26 protein-coding genes are annotated in these 26,128 nt (G+C 64.3%); 16 read left to right on the top strand and 10 right to left on the bottom strand.

The window, feature by feature from the left end:
• The first annotated feature begins 124 nt into the window (after nt 1-124).
• Entirely contained in the window at nt 125-871 is a 747-nt protein-coding gene (locus tag AB4037_RS22115) for a methyltransferase domain-containing protein (protein WP_434959229.1), read from the top strand.
• 197 nt (nt 872-1,068) lie between these two features.
• Here AB4037_RS22115 and metW read toward each other — a convergent pair whose 3' ends face one another.
• Both metW and metX read right to left on the bottom strand, forming a co-directional pair.
• Nucleotides 1,069-1,737 (bottom strand): methionine biosynthesis protein MetW, encoded by a 669-nt coding sequence (metW, locus tag AB4037_RS22110; RefSeq protein WP_441772961.1) that lies wholly within the window; start codon nt 1,735-1,737, stop codon nt 1,069-1,071.
• Nucleotides 1,734-2,921 (bottom strand): homoserine O-acetyltransferase MetX, encoded by a 1,188-nt coding sequence (gene metX / locus AB4037_RS22105; RefSeq protein WP_441772960.1) that lies wholly within the window; start codon nt 2,919-2,921, stop codon nt 1,734-1,736. Before metX ends, metW begins: the two co-directional genes overlap by 4 nt.
• A gap of 300 nt (nt 2,922-3,221) precedes the next feature.
• Here metX and AB4037_RS22100 point away from each other — a divergent pair, with 300 nt between their 5' ends.
• Nucleotides 3,222-4,133, top strand: a complete 912-nt coding sequence (locus AB4037_RS22100; RefSeq protein ID WP_434959753.1) for an SPFH domain-containing protein — start codon at nt 3,222-3,224, stop codon at nt 4,131-4,133.
• Nucleotides 4,134-4,248: 115 nt separating this feature from the next.
• Nucleotides 4,249-4,704: an NfeD family protein gene (locus tag AB4037_RS22095; protein ID WP_441772959.1), complete on the top strand. Its 456-nt coding sequence runs from the start codon at nt 4,249-4,251 to the stop codon at nt 4,702-4,704.
• A 259-nt stretch (nt 4,705-4,963) separates the two neighbouring features.
• Here AB4037_RS22095 and gluQRS read toward each other — a convergent pair whose 3' ends face one another.
• The gene (gene gluQRS / locus AB4037_RS22090) at nt 4,964-5,887 is read right to left on the bottom strand and encodes a tRNA glutamyl-Q(34) synthetase GluQRS (RefSeq protein WP_441772958.1); all 924 of its coding nucleotides are present in this window, start codon (nt 5,885-5,887) and stop codon (nt 4,964-4,966) included.
• Between gluQRS and AB4037_RS22085 the strand changes: the two genes are divergently transcribed.
• From AB4037_RS22085 to AB4037_RS22070, 4 genes are all read left to right on the top strand, one after another.
• Complete coding sequence (locus tag AB4037_RS22085; RefSeq protein ID WP_434959234.1) at nt 5,886-6,530, top strand: DNA-3-methyladenine glycosylase family protein; 645 nt, start codon at nt 5,886-5,888, stop codon at nt 6,528-6,530. The genes gluQRS and AB4037_RS22085 overlap by 2 nt on opposite strands.
• A 67-nt stretch (nt 6,531-6,597) precedes the next feature.
• Entirely contained in the window at nt 6,598-7,269 is a 672-nt protein-coding gene (locus AB4037_RS22080; RefSeq protein WP_441772957.1) for an alpha/beta hydrolase, read from the top strand.
• Between the two features lie 107 nt (nt 7,270-7,376).
• A complete protein-coding gene (locus tag AB4037_RS22075) occupies nt 7,377-8,447 on the top strand; it encodes an extracellular solute-binding protein (protein ID WP_441772956.1) in 1,071 nt (356 codons plus the stop codon).
• Between the two features lie 54 nt (nt 8,448-8,501).
• Nucleotides 8,502-9,035, top strand: coding sequence for a GNAT family N-acetyltransferase (locus tag AB4037_RS22070; RefSeq protein WP_441772955.1), 534 nt, complete (start codon nt 8,502-8,504; stop codon nt 9,033-9,035).
• Here AB4037_RS22070 and AB4037_RS22065 read toward each other — a convergent pair.
• From AB4037_RS22065 to AB4037_RS22050, 4 genes are all read right to left on the bottom strand, one after another.
• Entirely contained in the window at nt 8,986-9,291 is a 306-nt protein-coding gene (locus AB4037_RS22065) for a 4a-hydroxytetrahydrobiopterin dehydratase (RefSeq protein WP_434959238.1), read from the bottom strand. The genes AB4037_RS22070 and AB4037_RS22065 overlap by 50 nt on opposite strands.
• 68 nt (nt 9,292-9,359) lie before the next feature.
• Nucleotides 9,360-9,917 carry an RNA 2',3'-cyclic phosphodiesterase gene (gene thpR / locus AB4037_RS22060; RefSeq protein ID WP_434959239.1) on the bottom strand — a complete coding sequence of 186 codons (558 nt, stop codon included), beginning with the start codon at nt 9,915-9,917 and terminating at the stop codon, nt 9,360-9,362.
• Between the two features lie 272 nt (nt 9,918-10,189).
• Nucleotides 10,190-11,236, bottom strand: a complete 1,047-nt coding sequence (locus AB4037_RS22055) for an aldo/keto reductase (RefSeq protein ID WP_434959240.1) — start codon at nt 11,234-11,236, stop codon at nt 10,190-10,192.
• Nucleotides 11,237-11,323: 87 nt separating this feature from the next.
• The gene (locus tag AB4037_RS22050) at nt 11,324-12,097 is read right to left on the bottom strand and encodes an AraC family transcriptional regulator (RefSeq protein ID WP_441772954.1); all 774 of its coding nucleotides are present in this window, start codon (nt 12,095-12,097) and stop codon (nt 11,324-11,326) included.
• A gap of 89 nt (nt 12,098-12,186) precedes the next feature.
• Between AB4037_RS22050 and AB4037_RS22045 the strand changes: the two genes are divergently transcribed.
• Nucleotides 12,187-13,122, top strand: coding sequence for a DMT family transporter (locus AB4037_RS22045; RefSeq protein ID WP_441772953.1), 936 nt, complete (start codon nt 12,187-12,189; stop codon nt 13,120-13,122).
• A gap of 21 nt (nt 13,123-13,143) precedes the next feature.
• Here AB4037_RS22045 and AB4037_RS22040 read toward each other — a convergent pair whose 3' ends face one another.
• Entirely contained in the window at nt 13,144-14,445 is a 1,302-nt protein-coding gene (locus tag AB4037_RS22040) for a nicotinate phosphoribosyltransferase (RefSeq protein ID WP_434959243.1), read from the bottom strand.
• A 306-nt stretch (nt 14,446-14,751) separates the two neighbouring features.
• On the opposite strand from AB4037_RS22040, the gene AB4037_RS22035 reads away from it, so the two are divergent.
• From AB4037_RS22035 to AB4037_RS22005, 7 genes are all read left to right on the top strand, one after another.
• The gene (locus tag AB4037_RS22035) at nt 14,752-16,092 is read left to right on the top strand and encodes an aspartate aminotransferase family protein (RefSeq protein WP_441772952.1); all 1,341 of its coding nucleotides are present in this window, start codon (nt 14,752-14,754) and stop codon (nt 16,090-16,092) included.
• Nucleotides 16,093-16,100: 8 nt separating this feature from the next.
• Nucleotides 16,101-17,012, top strand: a complete 912-nt coding sequence (locus tag AB4037_RS22030) for a 3-keto-5-aminohexanoate cleavage protein (RefSeq protein WP_441772951.1) — start codon at nt 16,101-16,103, stop codon at nt 17,010-17,012.
• Nucleotides 17,012-17,485 carry a GNAT family N-acetyltransferase gene (locus tag AB4037_RS22025; protein ID WP_441772950.1) on the top strand — a complete coding sequence of 158 codons (474 nt, stop codon included), beginning with the start codon at nt 17,012-17,014 and terminating at the stop codon, nt 17,483-17,485. Before AB4037_RS22030 ends, AB4037_RS22025 begins: the two co-directional genes overlap by 1 nt.
• Before the next feature lie 2 nt (nt 17,486-17,487).
• Nucleotides 17,488-17,964 carry a GNAT family N-acetyltransferase gene (locus AB4037_RS22020; RefSeq protein WP_441772949.1) on the top strand — a complete coding sequence of 159 codons (477 nt, stop codon included), beginning with the start codon at nt 17,488-17,490 and terminating at the stop codon, nt 17,962-17,964.
• A 184-nt stretch (nt 17,965-18,148) separates the two neighbouring features.
• Nucleotides 18,149-21,022, top strand: a complete 2,874-nt coding sequence (locus tag AB4037_RS22015; protein ID WP_441772948.1) for a DUF3772 domain-containing protein — start codon at nt 18,149-18,151, stop codon at nt 21,020-21,022.
• 14 nt (nt 21,023-21,036) lie between these two features.
• A complete protein-coding gene (locus AB4037_RS22010; protein WP_434959249.1) occupies nt 21,037-21,642 on the top strand; it encodes a CAP domain-containing protein in 606 nt (201 codons plus the stop codon).
• Nucleotides 21,643-21,649: 7 nt separating this feature from the next.
• Entirely contained in the window at nt 21,650-23,269 is a 1,620-nt protein-coding gene (locus tag AB4037_RS22005; RefSeq protein ID WP_441772947.1) for an AMP-binding protein, read from the top strand.
• A gap of 182 nt (nt 23,270-23,451) precedes the next feature.
• Here AB4037_RS22005 and AB4037_RS22000 read toward each other — a convergent pair whose 3' ends face one another.
• On the bottom strand, nt 23,452-23,916 hold the full coding sequence (locus tag AB4037_RS22000) for a RidA family protein (protein ID WP_434959251.1): 465 nt from the start codon (nt 23,914-23,916) through the stop codon (nt 23,452-23,454).
• A 65-nt stretch (nt 23,917-23,981) separates the two neighbouring features.
• Entirely contained in the window at nt 23,982-24,989 is a 1,008-nt protein-coding gene (locus AB4037_RS21995) for a threonine dehydratase (protein WP_441772946.1), read from the bottom strand.
• A 133-nt stretch (nt 24,990-25,122) separates the two neighbouring features.
• Between AB4037_RS21995 and AB4037_RS21990 the strand changes: the two genes are divergently transcribed.
• Complete coding sequence (locus tag AB4037_RS21990; protein ID WP_434959253.1) at nt 25,123-26,013, top strand: LysR family transcriptional regulator; 891 nt, start codon at nt 25,123-25,125, stop codon at nt 26,011-26,013.
• Nucleotides 26,014-26,128: the final 115 nt, after the last annotated feature.

Raw genomic sequence — 26,128 nt, 5'->3', positions numbered from 1 at the left:
TGCTCTCTTCGGATTGGCCAATTCTCTTGTTCTCGCCAGTTTTTGCGGATTAGCTTGGCGCGCAATGGCGTCGTCCCGGCCTGCAAGATCGAATTGTCGCTGTCGTAACTAGGTGTTGGTTCCAATGTCGCTCGATGTCGTCGATCTCCGCGACTTCTACAGCACCAATCTGGGCATCGTGGCCGGCCGCCTGATTGCCACCAAGATCCGGGCGCGCTGGAGCGATCTCAGCAGCCAGCGTGTCGCCGGCATCGGTTTTGCCGCGCCCTATCTCACTATGTTCCGCGACGAGGCCGAACGCGTGGTCTCGTTCAATCCATCGACGCAGGGCGTGCTGGAATGGCCGGAGAACGGCCCGCTCGCCGCCGCGCTGGTCGAGGAGACCGAACTGCCCCTGGCGGATGGCTGCCTCGACCGGGTGCTGGCCATACATCTGCTCGAGGAGGCCGATTCTGCCCTCGACACGCTGCGTGAGATCTGGCGCGTGCTGGCGCCCGGCGGCACGGTGATGCTGGTGGCGCCGAACCGGCGAGGGGTCTGGGCGCGCTCCGATGCCACGCCCTTTGGTAATGGCCGGCCCTTTTCCCGCCCGCAATTGACCCGCCTGCTGCGCGATGCGCTGTTCTCGCCGGTGAACTGGACGGAAGCGCTCTATCTGCCGCCGATGTTCCATGGCTGGGCGCTGCGCTCCGCTCCCGCCTATGAGCGCTTTGCCGCCCGCTTCGCCTCCCCCTTTGCCGGCGTGCACATCGTGGAGGCCTCCAAGCAGGTGTTCCGGCCGATCACGGTGCGTGCCAAGCGGGCGGTGTCGCCGAAATTCACGCCGGTGCTGCTGCCCAGCCCTGCGGGCCGTCTCGCCGATGGGGCGTGACTCCCGGCGTCATTGAAAGGGCTGTCATCCCCGGCGAGCGAAGCGAGGAAAGGGGATCCAGAGGCGAGAAGCCTGCGTCTCATTGGCCCCTGGCTCCCAGTCACAAGCAAAGCTTGTGACGATACCCTCGTCCTCTCTAACTGTGCTCGCGAGGAACTTGGCCGGGGATGACAGGACGCTTGTCGGTGGACGGAAGCCTACCGCCTTCTGAGCAGGAACACCGCCTGCTCGCCGAACAGGTTCCAGAACCACCACGGCGCCTGGACCTGGACCGGCTGGCCCGACAGCGTCAGCGCTTCGGCGCGTTCGATCACCGCATCGAGGCTGCGCGCCATCTCGACGAAGTCGCGGATCGAGCAGAAATGGATGTTGGGGGTATCGTACCAGGCATAGGGCAGGTTGTCGGTCACCGGCATGCGGCCGCGGAACATGATCTGGCGACGGATGCGCCAATGGCCGAAATTTGGGAAGGAGACGATGGCACGCCGGCCGATGCGCAGCATGTCCTCCACCACTTGGCGCGGCTTGCGGGTGGCCTGCAGGGTCTGCGACAGGATCACATAATCGAAGCTGTCGTCGGGATAGTCGCTCAGGTCGGAATCGGCGTCGCCCTGGATCACCGCGAGGCCGCGGCCGACGGCGGCGTTGACGCCGAGCTGGCTGATCTCGATGCCGCGGCCATCGACATTGCGTGTCGCCTCCAGCAGGGACAGCAATTCGCCGTCGCCGCAACCGACGTCGAGCACGCGGGCGCCGGGGATCACCATGTCGCGGATCTGCAGGAAATCGAGGCGGGTGCCCGGCGTTGATGCCGGGCTACGCTGGGCCGTCATCGTCCTGGTGTCGCGCGGGCGGAACCTGTTCATGCCACGCCTCGCTCGCGGGCCGCGGCGCCGACGAAGCCGCGCACCATGTCGAACAGCTCGGGGATGTCGAGCAGGAAGGCGTCGTGGCCTTTGTCGGTCTCGATCTCGACGAAGGAGACGCGGGCGCCGGCCGCGTTGAGCGCATGCATGATCTGGCGCGAAGCGCTGGTGGGAAAGAGCCAGTCGGAGGTGAAGGACGCTACGCAAAAGCGGGTATGCGTGCCCCTGAAGGCGGCGGCGAGGGAACCGCCATACTCGGCAGCGAGGTCGAAATAATCCATCGCGCGGGTGACATAGAGATAGGAGTTGGCGTCGAAGCGCTCGACGAAGCTCAGGCCCTGGTAGCGCAGATAGCTTTCGATCTGGAAGTCGGCATCGAAGGTGAAGGTGCGCGCCGCGCGGTCCTGCAGGTTGCGGCCGAATTTGCGTTGCAGGGCGTCCTCGGAGAGATAGGTGATGTGGGCAGCCATGCGGGCAACGCCCAGACCCTTGGCGGGCCGGATGCCGGCCTCGATATAGTGGCCGCCGCGCCAGTCGGGATCTGCCATGATCGCCTGGCGGCCGACCTCGTTGAAGGCAATGTTCTGGGCGGTATGGCGGGCGGCGCTGGCGATACACAGCGCCGAGAACACCCGTTCGGGATAGGAAGCGGCCCATTGCAGCACGAGCATGCCGCCCATCGAGCCGCCGAGCACCGCGAACAGGCTCTCGATGCCGAGATGGTCGAGCAGCATGGCCTGCGCCCGCACCATGTCGGCGATGGTCACCACCGGAAAGTCGAGGCCATAGGGCCGGCCTGTCGCCGGATTGGTCGAGGCTGGGCCGGAGGAGCCCATGCAACTGCCGATCACATTGGGGCAGATCACGAAGAAGCGCTCGGTGTCGATCGGCTTGCCCGGGCCGACCAAGGTATCCCACCAGCCCGCACGCCCGGTGACGGGATGGACGCTGGCGACATGCTGGTCGCCGGTGAGCGCATGGCAGACCAGCACGGCGTTGGACTTTGCCGCATTCAGCTTGCCTGCCGTGGTGTAGGCGATGCGCAGCGGTGCGAAGTCGACGCCGCTGTCGAGACGGAGCGGCCGTTCCAGGCCGAAATCGACGACCAGGCTGTCATCGGGCTGGTCCGCCTGCTTGCGGGCCAGTTCCGGGAAGCTCGCCCGTAGCTGCTCACCTTCCGACATGCGCCTGTATTTCCCCGCCGCCCAAATCGTACGTCGCCCAAACCGTTCGGTTTGCCGAACGTTTCGTTCGATACATCCTAATATCACGCGGTATTGCAAGTGCAATGGCGTTGCTGGCGGCATCACTCGTGCGTTTTCGCATCTTCCGGTTGCAGGAGCTTGCGAGAGCGCTTTCCAGCGCTCGCGGCCACAGCTAGACAGGATGAAATCTCGCTCGATCTGGAGCCCGCAATGCCCAATATTCCACTCACCGCGACGACAGCCGTCATTGTCCTGGCCATTGCGCTGCTGTTCTTCCTGATGAAGATGGTGAAGACCGTGCCGCAAGGCTATAATTACACGGTCGAGCGTTTTCGTCGCTACGCGTATACCATTCAGCCTGGCCTCAACATCGTGCCGCCGATCTTTCATCGTATCGGTGCACGCATGAACATGATGGAGCAGGTGCTGGATGTGCCGACGCAGGAGATCATCACCAAGGACAACGCCACCGTTGCCGTCGATGGTGTCGCCTTCTTCCAGGTGATCGATGCCGCCAAGGCCGCCTACGAGGTCGCCAATCTCAACAGCGCCATCCTCAACCTGCTGATGACCAATATCCGCACGGTCATGGGGTCGATGGATCTGGACCAGCTTCTCTCCCATCGCGACGAGATCAACAACCGCTTGCTCATCGTGGTTGACGCCGCCGCGACGAGCTGGGGCATCAAGATCACCCGCGTCGAGATCAAGGACATCGTACCGCCGGCCGATCTGATCGCCTCGATGGGGCGCCAGATGAAGGCCGAGCGCGAGAAGCGTGCTGTCATTCTCGAGGCCGAGGGCCAGCGCCAGTCGGAGATCCTCAAAGCCGAGGGCCAGAAGCAGGCCCAGGTCCTGGAGGCCGAGGGCCGCAAGGAAGCCGCCTTCCGCGACGCCGAGGCGCGTGAGCGTTCGGCCCAGGCCGAGGCCGCCGCCACCATGGTGGTGTCCGAGGCGCTGGCGCAAGGCAATGTCGCTGCGCTCAACTATTTCATCGCCGACAAATATGTGAAGGCGATGCAGGCGATGGCGACGGCGCCGAACCAGAAGGTGCTCGTTCTGCCGATGGAGGCGACCGCCCTGATCGGTTCGCTCGCGGGCATTGGCGAGATCGCCAAGGCAACCTTCGGGGAGGCCGCGGTGCAAGGCAGGCGCCCTGGTTCCGGCGTGCCGCGTACCGGCCAGGATTGAGACCATAGCGTTTTGCGGTTTGACGGAGTCACCAAGAATCGCAAAGACGCGTCGAAACAAAGAGCGAGAGCAAAGTGCGATTCGGAGAAATCGCACTTTGCTCTAGGAGTCGCCCATGAACGAATTTGTGTCCATCAATGTCTGGGGATGGTTCGTGTTGGCCGCCGTGCTGATCGGCCTGGAAGTGCTGCTGCCCGGTGCTTTCCTGATCTGGCTCGGCCTTGCTGCCGCGGCGACCGGGGCCATCAGCTTCTTCTGGCCGTTGAGCTGGCCGCTGGCGCTCCTGCTGTTCGCGGCTCTCGGTGTGGTCTTCGCCTGGATCGGCCGGCATTTCGCCCACAAGGTCGACGCGTCCGACAAGGAGCAGCCCTTTCTCAATCGCCGGGCCGATGCGCTCATCGGCCAGAGTTTCACCCTGGCCGAGCCGATCGTGAACGGCGTGGGGCGAATAAGGGTCGGCGACACGGTGTGGCAGGTCAAGGGGGCTGACGCAGGCGCTGGCGCGCGCATCAAGGTGGTGCGTATCGAGGGAGGATGGCTGGCTGTCGAGGACGTATCGAAACAGGCGTGATGTCCGTTTTCAAAGAGCGGGTATTTTTGAAACTTGCTATGGCTTTGCGGGATAAGGCGCTCGAAACTCGGTGTGCCGATCTCCAGATCGGCATCTTCTTTCCTCGCAAGCGTTACGTTTCCAAGATGGTCGATCTCGCTCCATTAATTGATGGAGCTGTGGAGATCGACCCTCCTTTCTCGTGCTCATGCCTACAAAATAAGCGCATTTGGGTAGGGAAGCCTGCGATTGGAAGAGCCAGGGCCAATGCGTGCTGTCCTCACACGATCCCCGCCATTCCCCGTATCTGCGCCGGCGTGACGCCATCCGCTCGCAGGACGCGCAGGCTGGTGGAACGGGCGGATTTCGACAGTTTCTCACCATCGGGGCCGAGGATCAGGCCGTGATGATGGTAGATCGGTTCCGGCAGGCCGAGCAGGGTTTGCAGCAGGCGATGCAGACCGGTGGCATGGTAGAGATCCCGGCCGCGCACGACATGCGTGATGCCCTGCAGTGCATCGTCGACCACCACGGCCAGATGATAGCTGGCTGGGAATTCCTTGCGCGCCAGCACCACGTCGCCCCAGCGTTCCGGTGCGGCTGGAATTGCTTCGAAGCCCGCCTCTTGGGGTGACGCCTGCTCCCGCCAGAACAGGGGGGGTACCAGGACGGCGGCCTTGGCCAAGGCCGCCGTCATGTCGAGCCTGAAGGCAAAGGGCTCGGTCGGACCCCGTTTGGCGGGGTCGTCCGCCGCGGCGAGTGCGGCGCGGGGGTAAAGCGGGGTACCATCGGGATCACGGGTGATCCCGGGATCACGCGGATGATCCGCCCGGTCGATGGCGGCAGCAATCTCCGTACGCGATGCATAGGAGCGGTAGAGCAATCCCATTCCGGCAAGACGGTCGAGGGCCTCGCGATACAGGTCAAAGTGCTCGGATTGGCGCCTCGGCCATGGTTCAAAGGACAGGTCCAGCCAGGCAAGATCCTCCAGCAGTGCGGCGACGAATTCCGGGCGGCAGCGCGTGGTGTCGATGTCCTCGATGCGCAGCAGCAGGCGCCCGCCGGTCGCCGCAGCCCAGCGCTCGTTCTCGAAGGCCGAGAGCGCATGGCCAAGATGGAGATGACCGGTCGGGCTGGGCGCGAAGCGCAGGACGGGGCGGTTGTTCGATTGATTTGCCACGGGCAGGATGTAACACAGAGGCATGACCGTGATCATCCATTCGCGTGCCGAAATCCTTGCCGGCGTCGAGGCCCTGCGCGCGCTCGATCCCAGGCTGGCAGCGATTCACGATCTGTGCGGCGAGCCGCCCTTGCGCCGCAACGAAGGCGGGCTGGAGGCGCTCGCCTGGATCATCGTGTCCCAACAGGTCTCCGTCGCCAGCGCCCGGGCGATCTGGGCACGCACCAAGGCAGTGTTCGATCCCTTCACGGCTGAGAGGCTGGTCAGCGCCCCCGAGGCGGATTTCCGCACCGGCGGCCTGTCGATGCCGAAGATCCGTACCCTCAGGGCGCTCGGCCAGGCGGTGCTGGACGGGCTCGATCTCCATGCCCTGGCCGTATTGAGCGCCGATGCTGCCCGCGCGGAGTTGACCAAGGTCAAGGGCATCGGTCCCTGGACCGCCGATATCTATCTGATGTTCTGTCTCGGCCATGGCGATGCCTTTGCCTCGGGCGACCTCGCCTTGCAGGAAGCCGCGCGCATGCTGCTCGAACTCGAAGAGCGCCCGAATGCCGTCGCCCTTTCAGAGATCGCCGAAGCCTGGCGCCCCTGGCGCGGTGTTGCTGCCCGCCTGCTCTTTGCCTATTACGCCAAGATGAAGAATCGGTCGGGTGTACCGATCGACTGATCGCGGGACGCATTTTCGTCACGCGAATCGGTGCTCTGTGCATGCGAGACAAAATGAGGAGACGCGGATGACGACGCTCGACGGACCCCGCCTGCCCGCCCGATCGGGCAAAGCCCGCCAGCTCGTCGTCTTCCTGCATGGCTATGGCGCCGACGGCAACGATCTGATCGACATCGGCCGAGCCTGGCAGGAACTCCTGCCCGACACTGCCTTCGTATCGCCCCATGCGCCCGAGCCCTGTGCGGGAGGTCCCTTCGGCCGTCAATGGTTCCCGCTGACCTTTCAGATTCCCAATGAGCGCTGGCATGGCGTCGAGAAGGCTCGGCCCGTGCTCGATGCCTTCCTGGACGAGGAACTCGAGCGTGAAGGGCTGGACGAGACCGCACTCGCTTTGGTCGGTTTCAGCCAGGGCACCATGATGGCGCTGCATGTCGGGCTTCGTCGCCCCAAGGCGATGGGGGCCATCGTCGGCTATTCCGGCGTTCTGGTTTGTCCGGAAGGGCAGTTGCCCACGGTGATGGCGCCGGAGATCACCGCGAGGCCACCGGTTCTGCTGATGCATGGCGACCAGGACCAGGTCATTCCGCCCTTCGCGCTGCAGTTCTCGCAGGAAGGGCTCAAAGCCCTTTCGGTGCCGGTCGAAGCCCATATGAGCCGTGGGCTCGGCCATGGCATCGACAATCAGGGCCTGCAACTCGGCGGCACCTTCCTTGCGCAGGCGCTGGCCCGGGCCGAATAGGGGGAAAGACCGGTTTGAGGAAAGTGCCACGACCGGAGCATTTTTCCCTCTCCCCCAACGGGAGAAGGGAACTTATAAAGCCCGAACGACGCGCCTTCCTGCGCGGGGTGGCAGCGCTTGGCCTGGGCGCGCTGGCTTCACCCGCCATCGTCAGCCAGGCGCTCTCCTCCTCCGGGGAGCTGAACTATCTCGGCTGGTCGGGTTATGATTTCGGCGCCCTGTTCCGCACATTCACCGAAAAGACCGGCATTACCGTCAATTTCAGCGAGCAGCCCGACCAGGAGGCGATGCTGGCGCAGGCGCGCATCGCCGCCCAGGGTGTGGGCGCCGACATCGTCGAACCCTCCATCGACCGCCTGCCGGAATGGCTGCAGGCGGACCTGCTGCAGCCCTGGAACGATGGCAATGTCAGCCTCGATCTCTATGACAAGGCGTTCCTGACCGGTTCTGCCATGCATAAGGGCCGGCGCTACTTCCTGCCGGTGGTCTGGGGCGCGGAGGCCCTGGCCTATGCGCGCCCAGCCGCACCGCAGACCTATGGCACTGCATCCCTCACCGCGCTTTTCGATGAAAAATATCGCGGCAAGGTCGCGATCAGGCCGTCGAGCGGGCTGGCTGCGATGGGCCGGGTGCTGGAGGCCGAGGGAAAGCTGCCGAGGCCTTGGCTTGACGGCTACAAGGACGAGGCCGCCATGCGCCAGCTCTGGGACCTCGCACTGGCCGAGGCGACCAGGCGCAAGGCCGTGATCGGCCAGTTCTGGAGCAGCGAAAACGATGCGCTGGCGGCCTTCCGCAGCAAGGGCTGCACGCTGGGGCTGACCTGGGACACCACGGCGCAGGTGCTCACCGCTGACGATGTCGGCTTCGTGGCACCCAGGGAAGGGGCCTTTGGCTGGCTGCAGGGCTATGGCCTGCTCAAGAATGCGCGGAATGCCGAGCAGGCCCATGAATGGGCCCGCTTCATCGTCACGCCCGAAGCCTCGGCCGCCTACGCCACGGCTTTTTCCGCCAATCCGGCGGCGCGGGGCGCCATCGACCGGCTCGATGCCAGGCTGCGGGATTTCCTCCGGGCTGCCTATCCCGACGATGCTCTTTCGAAGGTCTGGTGGTCGCCGGCGCAGCCGCCCTGGTTCGTCACCTTGCGCAGCGAATACGCGCAGAAATGGCAGGCGGCCTGAGAGGCGACCGGGCACTGGCTTGGAACCGGGCAAGCATCGTCATAATGTGAGGACATGCCAGTCGATCATGATATCCGTCGTGCCGGCCCCGATGATGCGCCGGCGATCAGTGAGATCATCCTCGCGGCTTTACGAGAAACCAATGCCCGCGACTATGCACCTCAGATCATTGCCAGGGTCGAGGAGAGCTTCACGCCCTCGCGGGTGGAAGAGCTGATACGGACACGTAAAGTCCTTGTCGCTCTTGCCGGCGAGCGGATCATCGGGACTGCGAGCCTGGAGGGAGAGTGGATTCGAACGGTGTTCGTCGCTCCCGATGCTCAGGGCAAGGGCGTGGGGCGACGCCTTATGGCCAGGATCGAAGATTTGGCGCGGCATGCGGGTCTTGCAACATTGCAGGTTCCCGCCACCGTGACGGCTGAACGATTCTACAGCAAGCTGGGATTTAAGGTCGTGCGCGATAGTTATCACGGCGATGAACGCACGATCATCATGGAGCGCCGTCTGGCTCGTTGTGAACCAGGCTTGGCCGCGAGGATCACACCCCCATCGTCGCGGCGATCTTGTCCATGTTCCTGGCGAGCTTGAGGTCGAGTTCGGTCAGCCCGTCGGCGTCATGCGTGGAGAGTGTGACGTCGACGGTCTTGTAGACATTGGACCATTCGGGATGATGGTTGAGCTTTTCGGCGGTGAGGGCGGCCCGCGCCATGAAGCCGAAGGCCTCGTTGAAATTGCGGAAAACGAAGACACGGCGAATCGCGTCGCGGCCCGGTGTCGCGGCCCAGTTGGCAAGCTCGGCCAGCGCGGAGCGGCGTTCGTCATCGTTCAGTTTCGCTTGGGGCATGTCGGCCTCCCTTGATGCGTTATAGCCATGACGGCCATGTCAAGGCTTGGCGGGCAGCAATGACGATGTCAGCGCAGCGCAACCTCTTCGCGCCGCTGCAACTCATAGGCCTCTTCGACGATATACGGGCCACCGCCCACCGAATCGCGCGAGGAGTAGAGCACGAAGCGCTCGGCCGTGAAGCTTAGACGGCCGCCGCCGCGCAAGGCCAGCCAGTCGGCGGTGAGACGCGCCGTGGCTTCGCTGCGCAGCCGAGCCAGCGTGATGTGCGGGGTATATTGCCGGTTCTCGATCGGCACGCCGAGGCGGCGAAGCAGGCGCTCCTGCACGGCCTGCAGCTCCATCAAGGGCGGCGTGGGCAATACCCTGGCATAGACCGATTTCGGCCTGCTGCCGCCGAAGGCATCCAGCCCGTCGACGGCGATGTCGACAATGGGCCGGCGAATGCCGTCGAGGGCTTCGGCGACATCGCGCGCCAGCCTGTCATCGATATCGCCGATGAAGGACAGGGTGATGTGATAGTTCTCGACGTCGATCCAGCGGGCACCGGGCAGGCCACCGCGGAGCGTCGACAACTTCATGCCGATGATGGGAGGGACTTCCAGAGCGGTAAACAGACGCGGCATGGCACTAACGCCGTATGGTTATCGTCGGACACCCAATCCTAATGAGATTTGCCGGCAGGGGGAAAGCGCAAAGCGTCGCGGCCCCCTCCCTTTGGTGGTTTTTTCTGCGGAAAACGAGATGAGGCCCTTTGGAGCAAAGCAAATCTAGGCGGAAACGCTTGTTTGCTCCCCCTTCTTTGGTTCCATGCCAATCCAACGGATTGGCAAGAGCGTCTTTGCGGTTCCTGGCGTGACCGCCAAGTCGCAAGACGCTCTTGGGGCTCCGGCGGCTTTTACGGCGCTGGGTTCATGTGCAGCTGGTGGATGGCATCGATGCGCGCCTCCAGGTCGGCCGGGATGGCGACGTCGATCGAGCCGATGGCCGTCCTGAGCTGCACCATGGTGGTCGCGCCGATGATGGTCGCGGTGGTGAAGGGCCTGGTGTTGGCGAAGGCGAGCGCCATCTGCGCCGGATCGAGGCCATGCTCGCGGGCGAGGTCGAGATAGGCGTCGACGGCGATGTCGGCCCCGGGCTTCTCATAGCGCTGCAGCCGGTTGAAAAGGGCCTTGCGCGAACCGGTAGGCAGGGCTCCGTCTCGGTATTTGCCGGTGAGATAGCCCTGGGCCAGGGCGGAATAGGCGAGCAGGCCGAGCTGCTCGCGCATGGCAATCTCGGCCAGGGCGGTTTCAAAGGTGCGATTGACCAGCGAATAGGCGTTCTGGATTGACTGCATGCGCGCCAGGCCATGCGTCTCGCTTTCCGCGAGGAAGCGCATCGCCCCCCAGGCGCTCTCGTTGGAGAGGCCGATCCAGCGAACCTTGCCTGCCTTCACGAAGCCGTCGAGCACGTCAAGCTGTTCGGCGATCGTGGTTGTTTCGTCGGGATCGCTGGCACGGAAGGCGGTGGGATTGGAACCCCAGGGCATCGAGCGTTCGGGCCAATGGAGCTGGTAGAGATCGATATAGTCGGTCTGGAGCCGGTTGAGGCTCTTGTCGAGCGCCTCCGTCATCTGGGCGCGATTGAGGTGGGTCGGCTCCTGGGCGTCGCGCAGCCAGATCGAGGTGCCCGAGCCGGCAACCTTGGTGGCGAGGATCACCTTGTCGCGCATGCCGCGCGCCTTGAACCAGTTGCCGATGATGCGCTCCGTCGAGCCGGCGGTCTCGGCCCGCGGCGGAACCGCATACATTTCGGCAGTATCGAAGAAATTGACCCCCTGTTCGAGGGCATAATCCATCTGGGCGAAGCCATCTGCCTCGCTGTTCTGCTCGCCCCAGGTCATGGTGCCCAGGCAGATCACGGAAACGTCCTGGCCGGTACGGCCGAGCTTATGAAATTTCATGAAAAAGGATCCGAGAAACGGGAAGACCCTGTTTGAAGCAAGCGCGACGGGCTTGGCAAGCCCTGGCGGACATTTGCGGCGGTGGCGTCAGCGGTAGAAATCGCTGGGCGGCAGGCCGAAATGCCGGCGAAACATCGCGGTGAAAGCGCTCTGGCTGGCATAGCCGCTGTCATAGGCGACATCGATGATGCGGACGCCGGCAGCCAGGCGCTCCAGGGCGAAGAGCAGTCTCGCCTGCTGGCGCCATTGGCCGAAAGTGAGCCCGGTCTGGCTGGCGAACAGGCGATGCACGGTCTTGGGCGTGATGCCGAGCCGCCGCGCCCAGCCCTGCGCCGTCTCCTCGCTTTCGGGGTGTGCGATCAGGTGCCGGCAGATGCTGCGCAGGCGGACGTCCGTCGGCATCGGTAGATGCAGCGGCAGGACGTCGAGAAGCTTGAGCTCGTCGAGCAGCAATTGCATCAGCCTTTCGTCGCGGCCGCCCGGAAGATAGTCGAGCGGGATGGCAACGGCGGCGACGATCAGCTCGCGCAGGAGGGGGGAGACGGCGATCACGCAATTGTCGGCGGGCAGGGTGGCGGAGACGGTGGGATCGATGAAGACGGTGCGGATCTTCACGTCGCCGCACATGCGCACTTCATGCTCGATACCGCCGACCAGCCAGACGGCCCGATTGGGTGGCACCACCCAGCTGCCGGCCTGCGAGCGGACGATCATCACGCCCTGGATGGCATGGAGCAACTGCGCGCGCGGATGGGCGTGCCATCCAGTCGAGGACCCATCGGGATAGTCGATCTCCATCGCCACGACCGCGCGTTCGGTGTCGTGGAAGGCGAGGTGGCGGGTGGTACGGTCGTCACTCATGTCTCAATCGCAATAGTCGGTGTTAGATTAGCGTGAGACGGACTCGGTGAAAAGCGGCAATGTCCGCCCGTTCACGTCACGGGTATGCCATGTCCTTCAAACCCTCCTCCGCCAATCCCCTGTCCTTGCTCTATCCTTTCTTCGCCATCGTCCTGTGGGCCGGCAACGTCATCGTCTCCAGGCTGTCGGCCCACGCCATCGGGCCCCAGGCCATCACGTTCTACCGCCTCGTGCTGGCGGTCGGCCTGATGATCCTCTTCGTCGGCCTGCCGGCCTGGCGCAACCGGGCGATACTCTGGCGCCATCTCGGTCAATTCGCGGTGCTCGGCTTCCTGGCCATGTGCCTGTTCCAGAGCCTGTCCTATCTCGCCGCCGGCTCGACCACGGCGACCAACATGGCGGTGTTCACGGCGCTGTCGCCCTTGCTGACCGTGGCGCTGAGCGCAGTGATGTTGGGTGAGCGGCCGACCATCGGCATGGTCGGCGGCGGCGTCCTCTCGATCGTCGGCATCGTCTATCTGGTCAGCGCCGGCGAACTCGGCGGCCTCGTGCGGGACGGCGTGCATCCCGGCGATGCGCTGATGCTGCTGGCGGGTCTGGTCTACGCGCTCTATTCGGTGCTGCTCAAGCGCTGGAACCTGCCGGTCTCGGGCTGGCAATCGACCTATATGCAGGCGCTGTGCTCGCTGGCCGTGATGTTCCCGGCCCTTTTGGCAACGCCGGCGCCGCTCAGGGCCCTCAACATGGAGACGCTGCCGCTGATCGCCTATGCCGGCTGTGCTGCCTCGGTGGTGCTGCCGGTATTATGGATCCGCGGGGTCGAGCATCTCGGCCCCAGCCGCTGTGCCATCTTCCTCAATCTGTTGCCGGTGTTCACTGCCTTCGCAGCCATCGTCATGCTGGGTGAGCCCATCCGCTCTTACCACGTCGTCGGCGGCGGCCTGGTGCTCGCCGGTGTGATTGCGGCGCAGCTGCTGAAGCGGCCGCTGGGTCGGCGGGCGGTGGCGACAGAACTGCCGAAATGAAGGCTGCGTCAGCAGGCGGCGCTAGACGCTTACCGCCTGCACCCCGCGCCCTTCCTCGCCGAAGACCTTGAGATAGCGGTCGATCGCCGGCTGGCCGCCCGTGGCCTTGGCGAGGTTGTCGGAGAGCTTCACCGCCGGCTTGCCGTTGACCGAGGTGATCTTGCACACCAGCGAGATCGGATCGAGCAGCGGGATGGGATGCGAGCCGCAGCCGCGGAAATCGTTGGTGAGATTGGTGCCCCAGCCATAGGAGGGGCGCATGCGGCCGTTGAAGCTCTTATGAGCGGTCTCGATGGAATCGATGTCGAGGCCGTCGGAGAAGATGATCAGTTTCTTGGCAGGGTCGCGGCCCCGCGCCCTGTACCAGGCGATGATCTCCTCGCCGGCCTCCTGGATCGGCTTGGAATCGGGGCGCATGCCCGTCCAGTCGGCCACCCAGTCGGGCGCGCGCTCCAGGAAGGCGGCGGTGCCGAAGGTGTCGGGCAGCACGATCAGCAAATTGCCGTCATAGAAATCGCGCCACATCTCCAGCACCTTGTAGGGCGACTCGCGCAGGCAGCCGTCCTCCTCGCACAGCGCCGCATAGACCATGGGCAGCTCATGGGCGTTGGTGCCGATCGATTCCAGGTCGTTGTTCATGGCGAGCAGCACGTTGGAGGTGCCGACGAAGGCGCTGCCCAGCCCCTCCTTCATCGCCTCCACGCACCAGCTCTGCCACAGGAAGGAATGGCGCCGCCTGGTGCCGAAATCGGAGATACGCAAGCCTTCCAGCTTCTTCAGCCGCTCGATCTTGTCCCACAGCTTGGCCTTGGCGCGAGCATAGAGGATGTCGAGCTCGAAGCGGCCCATGGAGCGGGTGGCGGCCCTGGATTTCAGCTCGTTGATGATGGCGAGCGCCGGCACTTCCCACATGGTGGCCTGGCTCCAGGGCGCGTCGAATTCGAGCACATAATCGCCGTTCTCGATGCGCAGATCGTAGTCCGGCAGGCTGAAATCGGCGAGCCAGTCGAGGAATTCGGGCCGGAAGATCTGCTGCTTGCCATAGAAGGTGTTGCCGCGCAGCCAGATCAGCTCGCGCTTGCCGAAGCGCAAAGTGCGGGCGTGGTCGAGTTGGTCACGCAGTTCCTTCTCGTCGATCACCGCGGCGAGGTTGATCGATTTGGTGCGGTTGATCACGGTGAAGGTGGTGCGCACATTCTCATGCCGGGCATGGATGGGCTGCAGCATCAGGAGCTTGTAGAAGTCCGTGTCCAGGAGGCTGCGGACGATCGGGTCGAGCTTCCAGGTCCGATCGTACACCCTCTTGGCAATATCGATATTCATGAAAAGTGCCCCAAAGCCACCATAGCCGGCGAAAGAGCGGACCATGCGTGGATTGAAGGGCAAGATCAAGTAGCGCTGGGAGCGCGGACTTCTCAACGACATGCAGGCACATCGCGACATCCGCTCTTCTTACGCAAGCTGGTCGTGGCCAAGAGTGGACTGCCGGAGCGAACTGGAAGTCCGCGCTCCGAAGAGGCCCTGCGGCTTTGCTGCGCTTGACGCCCACAGACACCGCCTTCCATAAGTCCTACAAAACAGGGCGCCGAAGCGATATCGGCGCGCGGCTTTTCGGGCATGGAGACGGGAATGGTGGGCGACGTCGCGGAATCGACCTCGGTGGCGGGGGCAGGCTTGCCCAAGATCGCCTGGGGCAAGGGCCTCGTGCTTACCGATGTCGACGGCAAGCAATATCTCGACGGTTCGGGCGGACCCGCCGTCTATTGCCTCGGCCACGGCAATGAGGAGGTCAACCAGGCGATCAAGGACCAGCTCGATCGCATCGCCCATGGTTATCGCTACAATTTCACCTCCGATCCGCTGGAGGAGCTGACCGAGCGCGTCGGCCGGCTCTGCGGAGGCACGCTCCGGCATATGGTGTTCGTATCCGGCGGTTCGGAGGCGGTGGAATCGGCCCTGAAGCTGGCCCTGCAATACTTCGCGGCGCGGGGCGAAATGAGCCGGCGGCGCTTCATTTCGCGCGAGCGCTCCTGGCACGGCAACACGCTAGGGGCGCTGGCGCTCTCGGGCTTCCGCGAACGCCGCATTTCCTTCGAGGGCGCGCTCGTCGACGTGCCGCGCCTCTCGCCCGCCAATGTCTACCGGCCGCCGGCCGGCGTGGTGCCGGCGGATGTCGGCGCGGCCTGCGCCCAGGAACTCGAAGACAAGATCCTGGAACTCGGTCCCGACAAGGTCGCGGCCTTCGTGTTCGAGCCGGTGGTGGGCGCTGCCGGCGGTGTGGTGCCAGCGCCGCCGGGCTATGCCAGGAAAGTGCGAGAGATCTGCGACCGCTATGGCGTGCTGATGATTGCCGACGAGGTGATGTGCGGCGCCGGGCGCTGCGGCACCTGGCGCGCGCTCGAACATGACGGTGTCCTCCCCGACATCATGACGGTGGCCAAGGGCCTGGGCGGGGGCTATCTGCCGCTTGGTGCGGCTGTATATTCCGACAGGGTCGCCGAACCGATCAATGCCGTCGACGGCGGCCCGCAGACCGGGCATACCTTCACCGGCCATACCGCCGCCTGCGCCGCCGGCGTCGCCGTGCAGCGCATCGTCGAGCGCGACGGGCTGGTGCAGCGCGTCGCCGTGAAGGGCGAGGAATTCAAGCGCACCCTGGCCGATGCCCTCCACGGCATTGCCCAGATCGGCGATATCAGGGGCCGCGGCTTCTTCACCGGCATCGAGATCGTTGCCGACCGCGACAGCAAGGAGCCCTTCCCGGCGGACAAGGCGCTGTTCCTCAAGATCCGCGCACGTGCGTTCGCCAACGGGCTGATCTGCTACCCTTCGGGCGGCAATGTCGACGGCATCAGGGGCGACACAGTGATCCTGGCGCCGCCCTACAACGCCACCGACGGCGAGTTGGGTGAAATTGCCGGGCGCTTCGCGATATCGCTGCGCCAGGCCCTCAAGGACATTGGAGCATAGAGGCTGTCATGGCGAACAAGGTCATCATTTCCTGCGCGATCACCGGCTCGATCCATACGCCATCGATGTCGCCGCATCTGCCGGTGACGCCGGAGGAAATCGCCGCCTCTGCCATCGAGGCGGCGCAAGCCGGAGCTGCGGTGCTGCATCTGCATGCGCGTGATCCAAAGACGGGCGCGCCGACGCCCGATGTGACCGTTTTCGAGCAATTCGTGCCGCGCATCCGCGAGGCTGTTGACGCCATCGTCAACATCACCACCGGCGGCTCGGCCCGCATGAGCATCGAGGAACGCCTGAAGGGGCCAGCGAGCCTTCAGCCCGAAATGTGCTCACTCAATCTCGGCACCATGAATTTCGGGCTTTATCCGATGCTGGACCGGCCGCGCGAGTGGAAGCACGATTGGGAAGTGCCCTTCCTGGAGGCGACGCGCGGCGGCATGTTCAAGAACACGCTGGCCGATATCGAGCACATTCTCACCACCATGGGCCCGCTCGGCACGCGGTTCGAGTTCGAATGCTACGATGTCGGCCACCTCTATACGCTCGCCCATTTCCTCGACCGCAAGCTGGTGAAGCCGCCGCTGTTCGTGCAGACCGTGCTTGGCATCCTCGGCGGCATCGGCGCCAATCCCGACAGTGTGGTCGACATGCGCCGCACGGCCGACAAGCTGTTCGGCAATGATTACGAGTGGTCGATGCTGGCTGCCGGCCGCAACCAGATGGCGCTCGGCACCATGGCGGCAGTGATGGGCGGCCATGTCCGCGTCGGACTCGAGGACAATCTGTGGATCGGCAAGGGTCAGCTCGCCAGCTCCAATGCCCAGCAGGTCACCAAGATCCGCACCATTCTCGAGGAACTGGGCCTGGCCATCGCTACACCGGACGAGGCCCGCGCCATCATCGGCATCCGGTCGCGCTGATGCGGATCCGTCCCGCCACGCCGGAGGACTGCGATGCCGTCGCGGCGATGGTGGGCGAGCTTGCGGCCTTGTTCGGGGTCAAGGTCGGCACGACGGGTGATATTTTGCGTGCCGAGGCTTTCGGGGCCATTCCCAGCATCGGTATTGTCGTTGCGGAGCCACCGGAGGGTGGCCTCGCCGGCTATCTCGTGCACCAGGACAGTTTTTCGACCTGGCGCGGCGCCAATGGTGTCTTCGTGGTCGACCTCTATGTCGCGCCGCTGCGGCGCAACGAGCATATCGGCATTCGCCTGCTGGCCGAGGCGGCCCGGTGCGGCCGCCAGCGTGGCGCGCGCTTCATGCGCCTCGACCTCGATGCCGGCAATGAGGCGGGGCTGCGTTTCTACCGGCGGCACGGCTTCCGCACGCTCGACCATGATCGCTTCCTGGTGCTGGACGAGCCGGGTTTCATCGATCTGATTGAGAAGAGTTGATTATGAGTGCCATCGAGATTTCCGATCTGCGTGACCAGCCCCATTTCCTCGACGTGGTCGCCGACCGGGTCTGGCGCGCCTGGTGGCAGGAACAAGGGGAGTCTCTCGAAACCGTGTCGAGCCTGTTTGCCGAGAATCTGACGGCTACGGGCACATTGCCGGCCTGCCTGGTGGCACATCGGGGCAATGATTTCGTCGGTACCGCGTCGCTGATCGTCAGCGATCTCGAGGAGCGCCCGGCGCTCACGCCCTGGGTTGCCGCCGTGTGGATCGAGCCGGAATTCCGTCGCCACGGGCACGGTGCCGCCGTCGTGGCGGCGGTGGCGGAACTCGCCTTCCGCCGTGGGTTCGGCCAGGCCTATCTCTGCGCCGAGGTCGACAAGCGCAGCTTCTATGCCGGGCTGGGATGGCGCCTGATGGAAGAGAATATCGGCCCCTTTTCCCTCGATGTCTTCGAGAAGAGGGCACCCGCACGCTGATTTAGGCATCAAACCAGGCTGTTATGCCATAATGCCGCCTGCAAATTCCGCCATCAGGCCGTAACAGCCTCCGGAGCAGGGCGTTTTCAATGGAAATGCGATTTTGCTTTGGTTCTCCATTTTGACGCGTGTTTTGCGCGTCTTGGTGATTCCACCAAAGCGCAAAACACTCTAGTTTCCCGGCATGTTTCGTTCGCTTTCCCGTTTCCTACTGCTGTGCAGCCTGCTCCTCACGCTTGTCGCCGCCCCCATGGCGGCGAGGGCGCAGGACGCCGAGGCACTGACCGGTTTCCAGACGGGGCTGGCCCTCGACAAGAAGTCGCTGGACGACATCGCCACACAGCTCGCCACCATTACCGACAATGGCGATGAGGCGCAGAAATCCCTGCAGGATCTGCGTGAGACGGTCAGCAAGAGGCGTGTGGATCTTGCTGCTCTGCTGGGCACCATCATCCCGGCCCGCGACAAGGCCAAGGCGGCGCTCGACGCCTTCCCGCCGCAGCCAAAGCCGGTCGATCCACCCGAGGCCAAGGCCACGACCGAGGCCCGCAAGACGGCCTCCGATCTGCTTGCCAAGCTGAATGACGTCGCCGCCGAGACGCAAAAACAGATCTCTCGCGCCGACCAGATCGGCAACACCATCACCGTTCGTCCCTTCAACAACGCGTTGGCCAAGGAACAGAAGTCTCTCGACGACGTGGAAGCGGGGCTGACCAGCCTCCCCCCTGATCAGGAAAAGGCGTCCAAGATCCTGGACGAGTTGCGCGGTACGGTCGATACGGCAGTCACCAATCTTTCGACATTGCAGGCAAAGGTCTCGCCTTTGCTGGATCAATCCAAGGCCAGGCTGGCACAGCTCGGTGAGCCCGATCCGTCCGAAAGCGCCGATATCGCCGAGACCCGCGCGACACAGAACGATTTGCAACAACAGCTCAAGGATGTGATCAAGCGGGCGGGAGACCAGTCCTCAAGAGCGGCGGGGTTCTCCAATACTATCATCGAGTTGCAGCGCGAGCAGCTCACCGGCCGCCTGCTCAAGAGCGGCGACAGTCCTTTTTCGGCCGAATTCTGGGTTCCGGTGCTGGAAAACCTGCCAAGGGCCGGGGAACTGGCGAGGAACGCGTTTTCGGATCACAGCAGCTATCTGGTGTCGAAGGTCACTTCCACCAGCATCGCCATCTTCCTGCTGACCATCGCCATCGGCTATGCCGTTACGCAGTTCCTGCGCCTGCGCATCCAGCGCTGGCGCGCCCGCCTGCCACGCAGCAAGCGGGCCTCGCGGCGCTATGTCGCCTCGCTCGATGCGGTGCTCGGCATCGTCCACATCATGCTCGGCGTGCCGGTCGGGGTCGCTGTGACGGTGCTGGCCTTCGGTTTTTCCGGGCTCTTGCCGGAGAACGTCCTCGCCAATTACGGCTCGGACCTCATCAAGGCCTCCTCGATCGGCGTCGGCCTGTGGGCCCTGGCGCAGGCGGTGCTGGCCGAGGGCCACGCAGAACTGCGCCTGCTGCCCCTGAGTGACTGGGCCGTCCGCCGTATCGGGCGGCGCATGGGCTGGCTCGCGGTGGTGCTGAGCCTGTCCATCCTCCTGAATGGCGTCATTGAGCACCTCCACGCCGATCCTTCCCTCAGCGTCGCCCGCGAGACGATTTCGGCGATCCTCTATCTCGCCATCATCGTCTCCCTGCTCATCCGCATCCGCAACGCTCCGCCGACGGTGGTGGACGGGCGTACGCTGGCGCCTGACGAAGACCTGACAGGGCTCGACATTCTCAGGCCGATCGGATGGCTCTCCGTGGTGGTGATGGCCGTGTGCCTTGCCATCGGCTACAGCACGCTCGCGGTCGCGGCGGCGGTCTTCCCGCTGCTGGTCCTGTGCGTGGTGGCAGCGAGCTACCTGCTCACCACCCTGGTCGATTCGGCCCTGACCGAACGGCTGATCTCGGACGTCGACCGCCGCCGCGCGGTGGCGAGCACCATCGGCGTGACCTCCAAGCAGGTCACGTTTGGGGCGACCCTGCTGTCCGGTGTCCTGCGCTTTTTGATCATCTCCTTTGCCGTCGGCAGCCTCGGACTGCCCTTCGGCCTCTATTCGACCGACATGGCGCCGGCGATCCAGCGGGCCTATTTCGGCTTCAAGATCGGTGAGCTGACGATTTCACCCTCGTCGATCATCAGCGGCATCGTGCTGTTCATCATCATCTGGGCGGTGATGCGCCTGATCAAGGGCTGGCTCGGCAATACGCTGCTACCGCGCACCTCCCTCGATTCGGGCGTGCAGAATTCGATCGCCACCATCATCGGCTATCTCGGCTTCATCCTCGCCATTTCGGCCGGTCTGTCCGAGGTCGGTGTGAGCTGGCAGAATATCGGCATCGTCGCTGGCGGCTTGTCGGTCGGTCTCGGTCTCGGCCTGCAGGGTATTGCCGGTAATTTCGTTTCCGGCCTGATCCTGCTGGCCGAACGCCCGATCCGGGTCGGCGACATCATCGCCGCTGCCGGTGAGGAAGGCTATGTCCGCCGCATCTCCGTGCGTTCGACCACGCTGGAGACCTATGACCGCGCCACGCTGATCATCCCCAACTCGACCCTGATCACCGGCTCGGTGAAGAACTGGGTCTATGGCAATACCTGGAGCCGGCTGCGCATCGCCCTGACCGTGCTTTATGACAGCGATATCGATGCGGTGAAGGCGGCCATGCTGGCAGCACCGGAGGACGATCCACGCATCCTGCCGACGCCGCGGCCCCAGGTCTACATGACCTCGATGGATGTAGGGCTCGAATTCGAACTCATCGTGATGGTTGCCAGCATGGAGACGCAGGTTGCGGTCAAGAGCGACCTGCTGGCCCGCATCTTCAAGAATTTCCGGGCCAAGGGCATCCGCCTGCATGGGCAGGGCGCTGCGGCGCCACCACAGAGGGTCATTCTGTTCGAACCCGAACTGCAGGCGGCGCTCACCGCCAAGCTCAAGGGCGACAAGCCCGAGGCGGAGGCTCCTGTCGCAGAGCCCACCGCTGCCAAGCCTTCAACCCCGCCGGCTCCGGCGGGATCTTGACCGTGGAGAACTCGATGTCGCGCATGAGGGTGGCTGCGGCCACTTTTCTTGTCTTGGGTGTTGCCTTGGGATTGGGCGGTTGCGCCCTCACGCAAAAGCCCGAAACCGTTTCCTATCAACGCCGCCCCGTATCCTTCAATCCGGCGCAGGCACGCGACTGGCTGACCCGATATCGCCAGAGCAAGGGCCTCACCGCTGTGGCGCTGGATTCGCGCCTGACGGCCTTCGCCCAGAGCCAGGCCAATGCCATGGCCTCGGCCAACCAGCTCTCCCATTCGATCGGCGGCAGCTTCTCCACCCGCGTCAAATCGGCCGGGCTCGACGATTCCAAGATCGGTGAGAACGTCTCCTACGGCACCTATACCGATCTCGACGCCATGAAGCAGTGGAAGAACTCGCCTGAGCATGACGAGAATCTATTGATGCCAGGTGCCACCCGCTTCGGTATCGCCATTGCCAGGGCTGGCGAGCGGGTCTATTGGGCCATGGCGGTTGCCGGCGACCCCTCAAGGCCCGAGGAGGCGCAGGCCTTCGGGGCCGGCCCAGTGGTGCGCGTGGTGCGCAGGCCCACGCGTGTGAGAAGCTCCGGGGGTCTCTTCGGCGGCCTGTTCGGGAGTTGAGTGCGGCATGAGCGGGCCTGACAAGCAGAACTACGACGACACCAGGCGCGACTTCCGCTGGGATCTGCCGGCGCGCTACAATATCGGCGTGGATGTCTGCGATGTCTGGGCCAAGCGCGATCCCGACAAGCTGGCCATCCTGCGCCTGCTGCCCGGCGGCGGCAGCGAGCGCATCAGCTATGGTGCCTTGCGCGAGGCCTCCGACCGCTTCGCGTTGGCGTTGAAGCGTCTGGGTATCCGCGAAGGCGACCGCGTCGCGATCCTGCTGCCGCAATCGCCGGCGGTGGTGATCGCTCATCTCGCTGTGGCCAAGCTCGGTGCCATCTCCCTGCCACTCGCGGTGCTGTTCGGCCCGGATGCGCTGAGCTTCCGCCTGCGTGATTCCGGCGCCAAGGCCGTGCTGCTCGATGAGAATGGACTCGCCAAGCTGGGCGAGATCGAGGCCAGGCTGCCGGATCTGGAGACGGTAATCAGCGTTGACGGGGCCGGCGGCGGCGCGCTCGACTTCCACCGTCTGATCGCCGGGGCCAAGGGCGAGTTGACGCCGGTCGCCTCCAGTCCCGACGATCCGGCGATGATGATCTACACCTCCGGCACCACGGGCCAGCCGAAGGGTGCGCTGCATGGGCATCGCGTGGTGTCAGGCCATATTCCGGGCTTGCGCTTCGCCCATCCCGGCCTCGGCCAGCCCGACGATGTGATGTGGACGCCGGCCGACTGGGCCTGGGCTGGCGGCCTGCTCAACGTGCTGCTGCCCAGTCTGGCTCTGGGCGTACCGGTGGTGGCTGGCCTTCATGCCAAGTTCTCGGTGGACGAGGTGCTGGGACTGCTCTGGGACTTCAAGGTCCGCAATGCCTTCCTGCCGCCCACGGCCCTGCGCATGCTCCAGGCGGCGCATCAACCCGGCCAGGTCTATCGCACCCACCTGCGCTCGATCATGTCGGCCGGCGAGACGCTGGGGCCGGGCACCTTTGCCTGGGCCGAGGCGGCCTTCGGCTTTCCGGTCAACGAGCTCTATGGCCAGACCGAATGCAACCTCGTGCTCGGTTCCTGCCATGAGTTGGGCGTTAGCCGGCCTGGCGCCATCGGCAAGGCCGTGCCGGGCCATCGCGTGGCAGTGATCGATGAAGAGGGGCAGGAAAGCCCCACGGACGAGATCGGCGAGATCGCCATACGCGCGCCCGATCCGGTGATGTTCCTGGGCTATTGGGGCAATGCCACCGCCACCACGGCGAAATACCGCGATGGTTGGCTGATGACCGGCGACAAGGCGCGGCGCGACATTGACGGCTATGTGCACTTTGTCGGGCGCGGCGACGACATCATCACCTCGGCCGGCTATCGCATCGGCCCGGGTGAGATTGAGGACTGTCTGATGCGCCATGCCGCTGTCGCCATGGCGGCCGTGGTCGGCATGCCCGACAGCCTGCGCACCGAGATCGTCAAGGCCTTCGTGGTGCTCAAGCCAGGCTTCACGGCGTCCGAGGCCATGTCCGCCGATCTGCAGCTTTTCGTGCGCGAGCGCCTGTCCGCCCACGAATATCCGCGCGTGATCGCCTATGTCGATTCCATGCCGCTGACCTCGTCGGGAAAGATCATCCGCCGGGCCTTGCGCGAGCTCGACTGAGGGCGAGAAGCTCGATGTGCTTTGCCCTGGTGCCCCAATTGCTCGCAATGCCATAGCGGTCATTGCGAGCACAGCGAAGCAGTCCAGGTTTGCCGCACAACGATGGCCGGATTGCCTCGCTGCGCTCGCAATGACGAAATTATTGAATTCATTCGATCCTTTGCGAGGCTTGGTGAAGCCGCTCAGTCGACCTGGAACATGGCGTCGACTTCGACGGCGACGCCGAGCGGCAGTTGCGCCACGCCCACCGCGGAGCGGGTATGGCGGCCGGCTTCGCCGAAGACCTCGACCATCAGATCGGAAGCGCCGTTGGCGACCTTGGGTTGCTCTGTGAAGCTCTCGGCCGAATTGACGAAGACGTTGAGGCGCAGCACGCGCTTGACCCTGTCGAGATCACCGAGGGCGTTCTGGAGCTGGGCAACGATGTTGAGGCCGGCCATTCGCGCGGCCTGCCGGCCTTCCTCGGCGCTGAAATCGCCGCCGACACGGCCGATGAATTTGAATTCACCGTTCCAGGAGCAGACTTGGCCCGAGACGAAAGCGGTACCGTTGGCGATGACCACCGGCGTATAATTGGCGACCGGTGCGGCGGCGTTGGGCAGTTCGATATGCTTTGCTGCGAGCTGGCGGGCGATGGTTCCGGACATGAGAGCCTCCTTAAGGCCTTGAGATTCGGGTGCGGTGCTGCAATGGGCGAATGCCGCGGCCGGGCTCATGTCGCCGACAGCACTTGCGCGAGCAGCGGACGGGAGATGTTGGCGCCCGTCATCACCAGGCCGACGCGCTGTCCGCCCATCCGCGCGCGCTCCTGCAGCAGCGCAGCGAGTGGCGTCGCGGCAGCGCCTTCGGCCAGATTATGCGTATCCTCGTGATAGGCCCGCATGGCCAGGCGGACCTCGTCGTCGCTCACCGTCACGATGCGATCGGCGCCGCGGCGGATGATCTCGAGAGCATCGGCCCTGGGAACGCGAACCGCTACGCCATCGGCGATGGTCTGCGCCGTCTGCGTGCTGACCACCTTGCCGGCCTCGAAGGAGAGGGCGTAGGCCGCGGCATGGCTGGAGACGACACCGACGATCCTGGTCTTCAGGCCGAAGAGGTCGCGCGTACGGATCAGGCCGCATATACCCGAACCAAGGCCGATCGGCACATAGACGGTATCGACCTCCTGCACGGCCTCGAAGAATTCATAGGCCCAGGTGGCGACGCCGCGGACGAGATCGGGATGGAAGGGCTCGATCAGATGGAGCCTGCGTTCGCGGGCAAGACCCTGGGCGATCTCATAGGCGGCGCTGAAGTCGTGGCCGGCTTCGATCAGCTCGGCGCCGAGAGCCTTGATCGCGGCATTCTTCTCCGGATTGTTGTTCTCGGGCACCACGATCGTCACCTGGAGGCCGGCACGCCGGCCGGCAAAAGCCTGGCTCAGCCCGTGATTGCCGACGGTTGCAGTGATCACGCCTGATGGCACCGGGCCATGGCGTCCCGCCAGGAGCGCATGAGCCAGCACCAGGCCACCGCGCATCTTGAAGGCGCCGGTCGGCAGGTGATTCTCGTGCTTGACCCATACTTGCGCACCCGTGCGCTGGGCGAGCAGGGGCCATTCGATCTGCGGTGTCGGCTGCACCACCCGCCGCACGATGTCGCGTGCCTCGGCCAGTGCATTGAAGCCAAATCTATAGGCGTCGGCATTCGAGCCGATCTCTACATTGGAGGTGATCATCATTTCCTCATTTGGTGACGAATACTGAAATTTTATCTATTCTTGAATGTCGAATATTAGGTATCGTTGCCTGGAAATCTCTCGTCGCCAAGTGCCGATTGCTCAACAATCTATTCTGAAATGGAATACGCGCATGATTCCCCGCCGCCTGCTGCCGTCGATCGCGCTGCTGACCTCCTTCGATGCGGTCGCCCGCACCGGCAGCGTCACCGCCGCTGCGCGAGAGCTGAACCTGACGCAGGGCGCGGTCAGCCGGCACGTCAAGGCGCTGGAGGAACAGCTCGGTGGGGACCTCTTCGTGCGAGAGCGGCTGACGATGCGACTGACCCTGGCAGGCGACAGCTATGTGCGCGAAGTGCGCGATGCCCTGCGGCGGATCAGCATCGCCTCGCTGAACTTTCGGGCCAATCCCAATGGCGGCACGCTCAATCTGGCTGTGTTGCCCTTGTTCGCCATGCGCTGGCTCGCACCGCGCTTGCCGGCCTTCCGGCAGGCTCATCCCGAGATCATCCTCAACCTGGTCACTCGCCTCGACCAGTTCGATTTTCGCGCTGAACCGCTGGATGCGGCCATCCATTTCGGCAAGGCGCAGTGGCAGGGGGCCGAATGCGCCTTCTTGCGCAAGGAGGAGGTGATGCCGGTCTGCAGCCCCGATCTGCTGGCCCGGTTCGGCTTTTCCTCGGCGCAGGATCTGCGGGCAGCTCCGCTCCTCATCCTGGTCTCACGTCCCGACGCTTGGGAAAAATGGCTGAGCGCTGAGGGCGCGCCCGCCGAGGGCGTCCACGGCATGATGTTCGACCAGTTTGGCACCCTTGCCAGTGCTGCCACTGCCGGTCTCGGCATTGCCCTGCTGCCGACCTTCCTGATCGAGGAGGAATTGCGCCGCGGCGAGTTGGTGCCGGCCCTGGACCGGACAAGCCCCAGCGAGGACAGCTATTATCTGGTCTGGCCGCCGGAGAGGGGACTCCATCCGCCGCTCGCCCGGTTCAAGGCCTGGCTGATCGCCGAATGCGCCAGAACCTGAAGCCGGCGGCGGGTGAGGGTGCAACGCTCGTATTCTGAAACGGAATGGATCCTTGAAAATCCATGACTAGGAATGGCTCCGGTCTTGAATAAAGATCGAACGTCTTGATGGTGTA

This window comes from Labrys sp. KB_33_2 (assembly GCF_052114505.1).
Taxonomy (GTDB): Bacteria; Pseudomonadota; Alphaproteobacteria; order Rhizobiales; family Labraceae; genus Labrys.
Note: the sequence above shows the minus strand (reverse complement) of the source record. Positions and strands in the feature narration are given on the sequence as shown.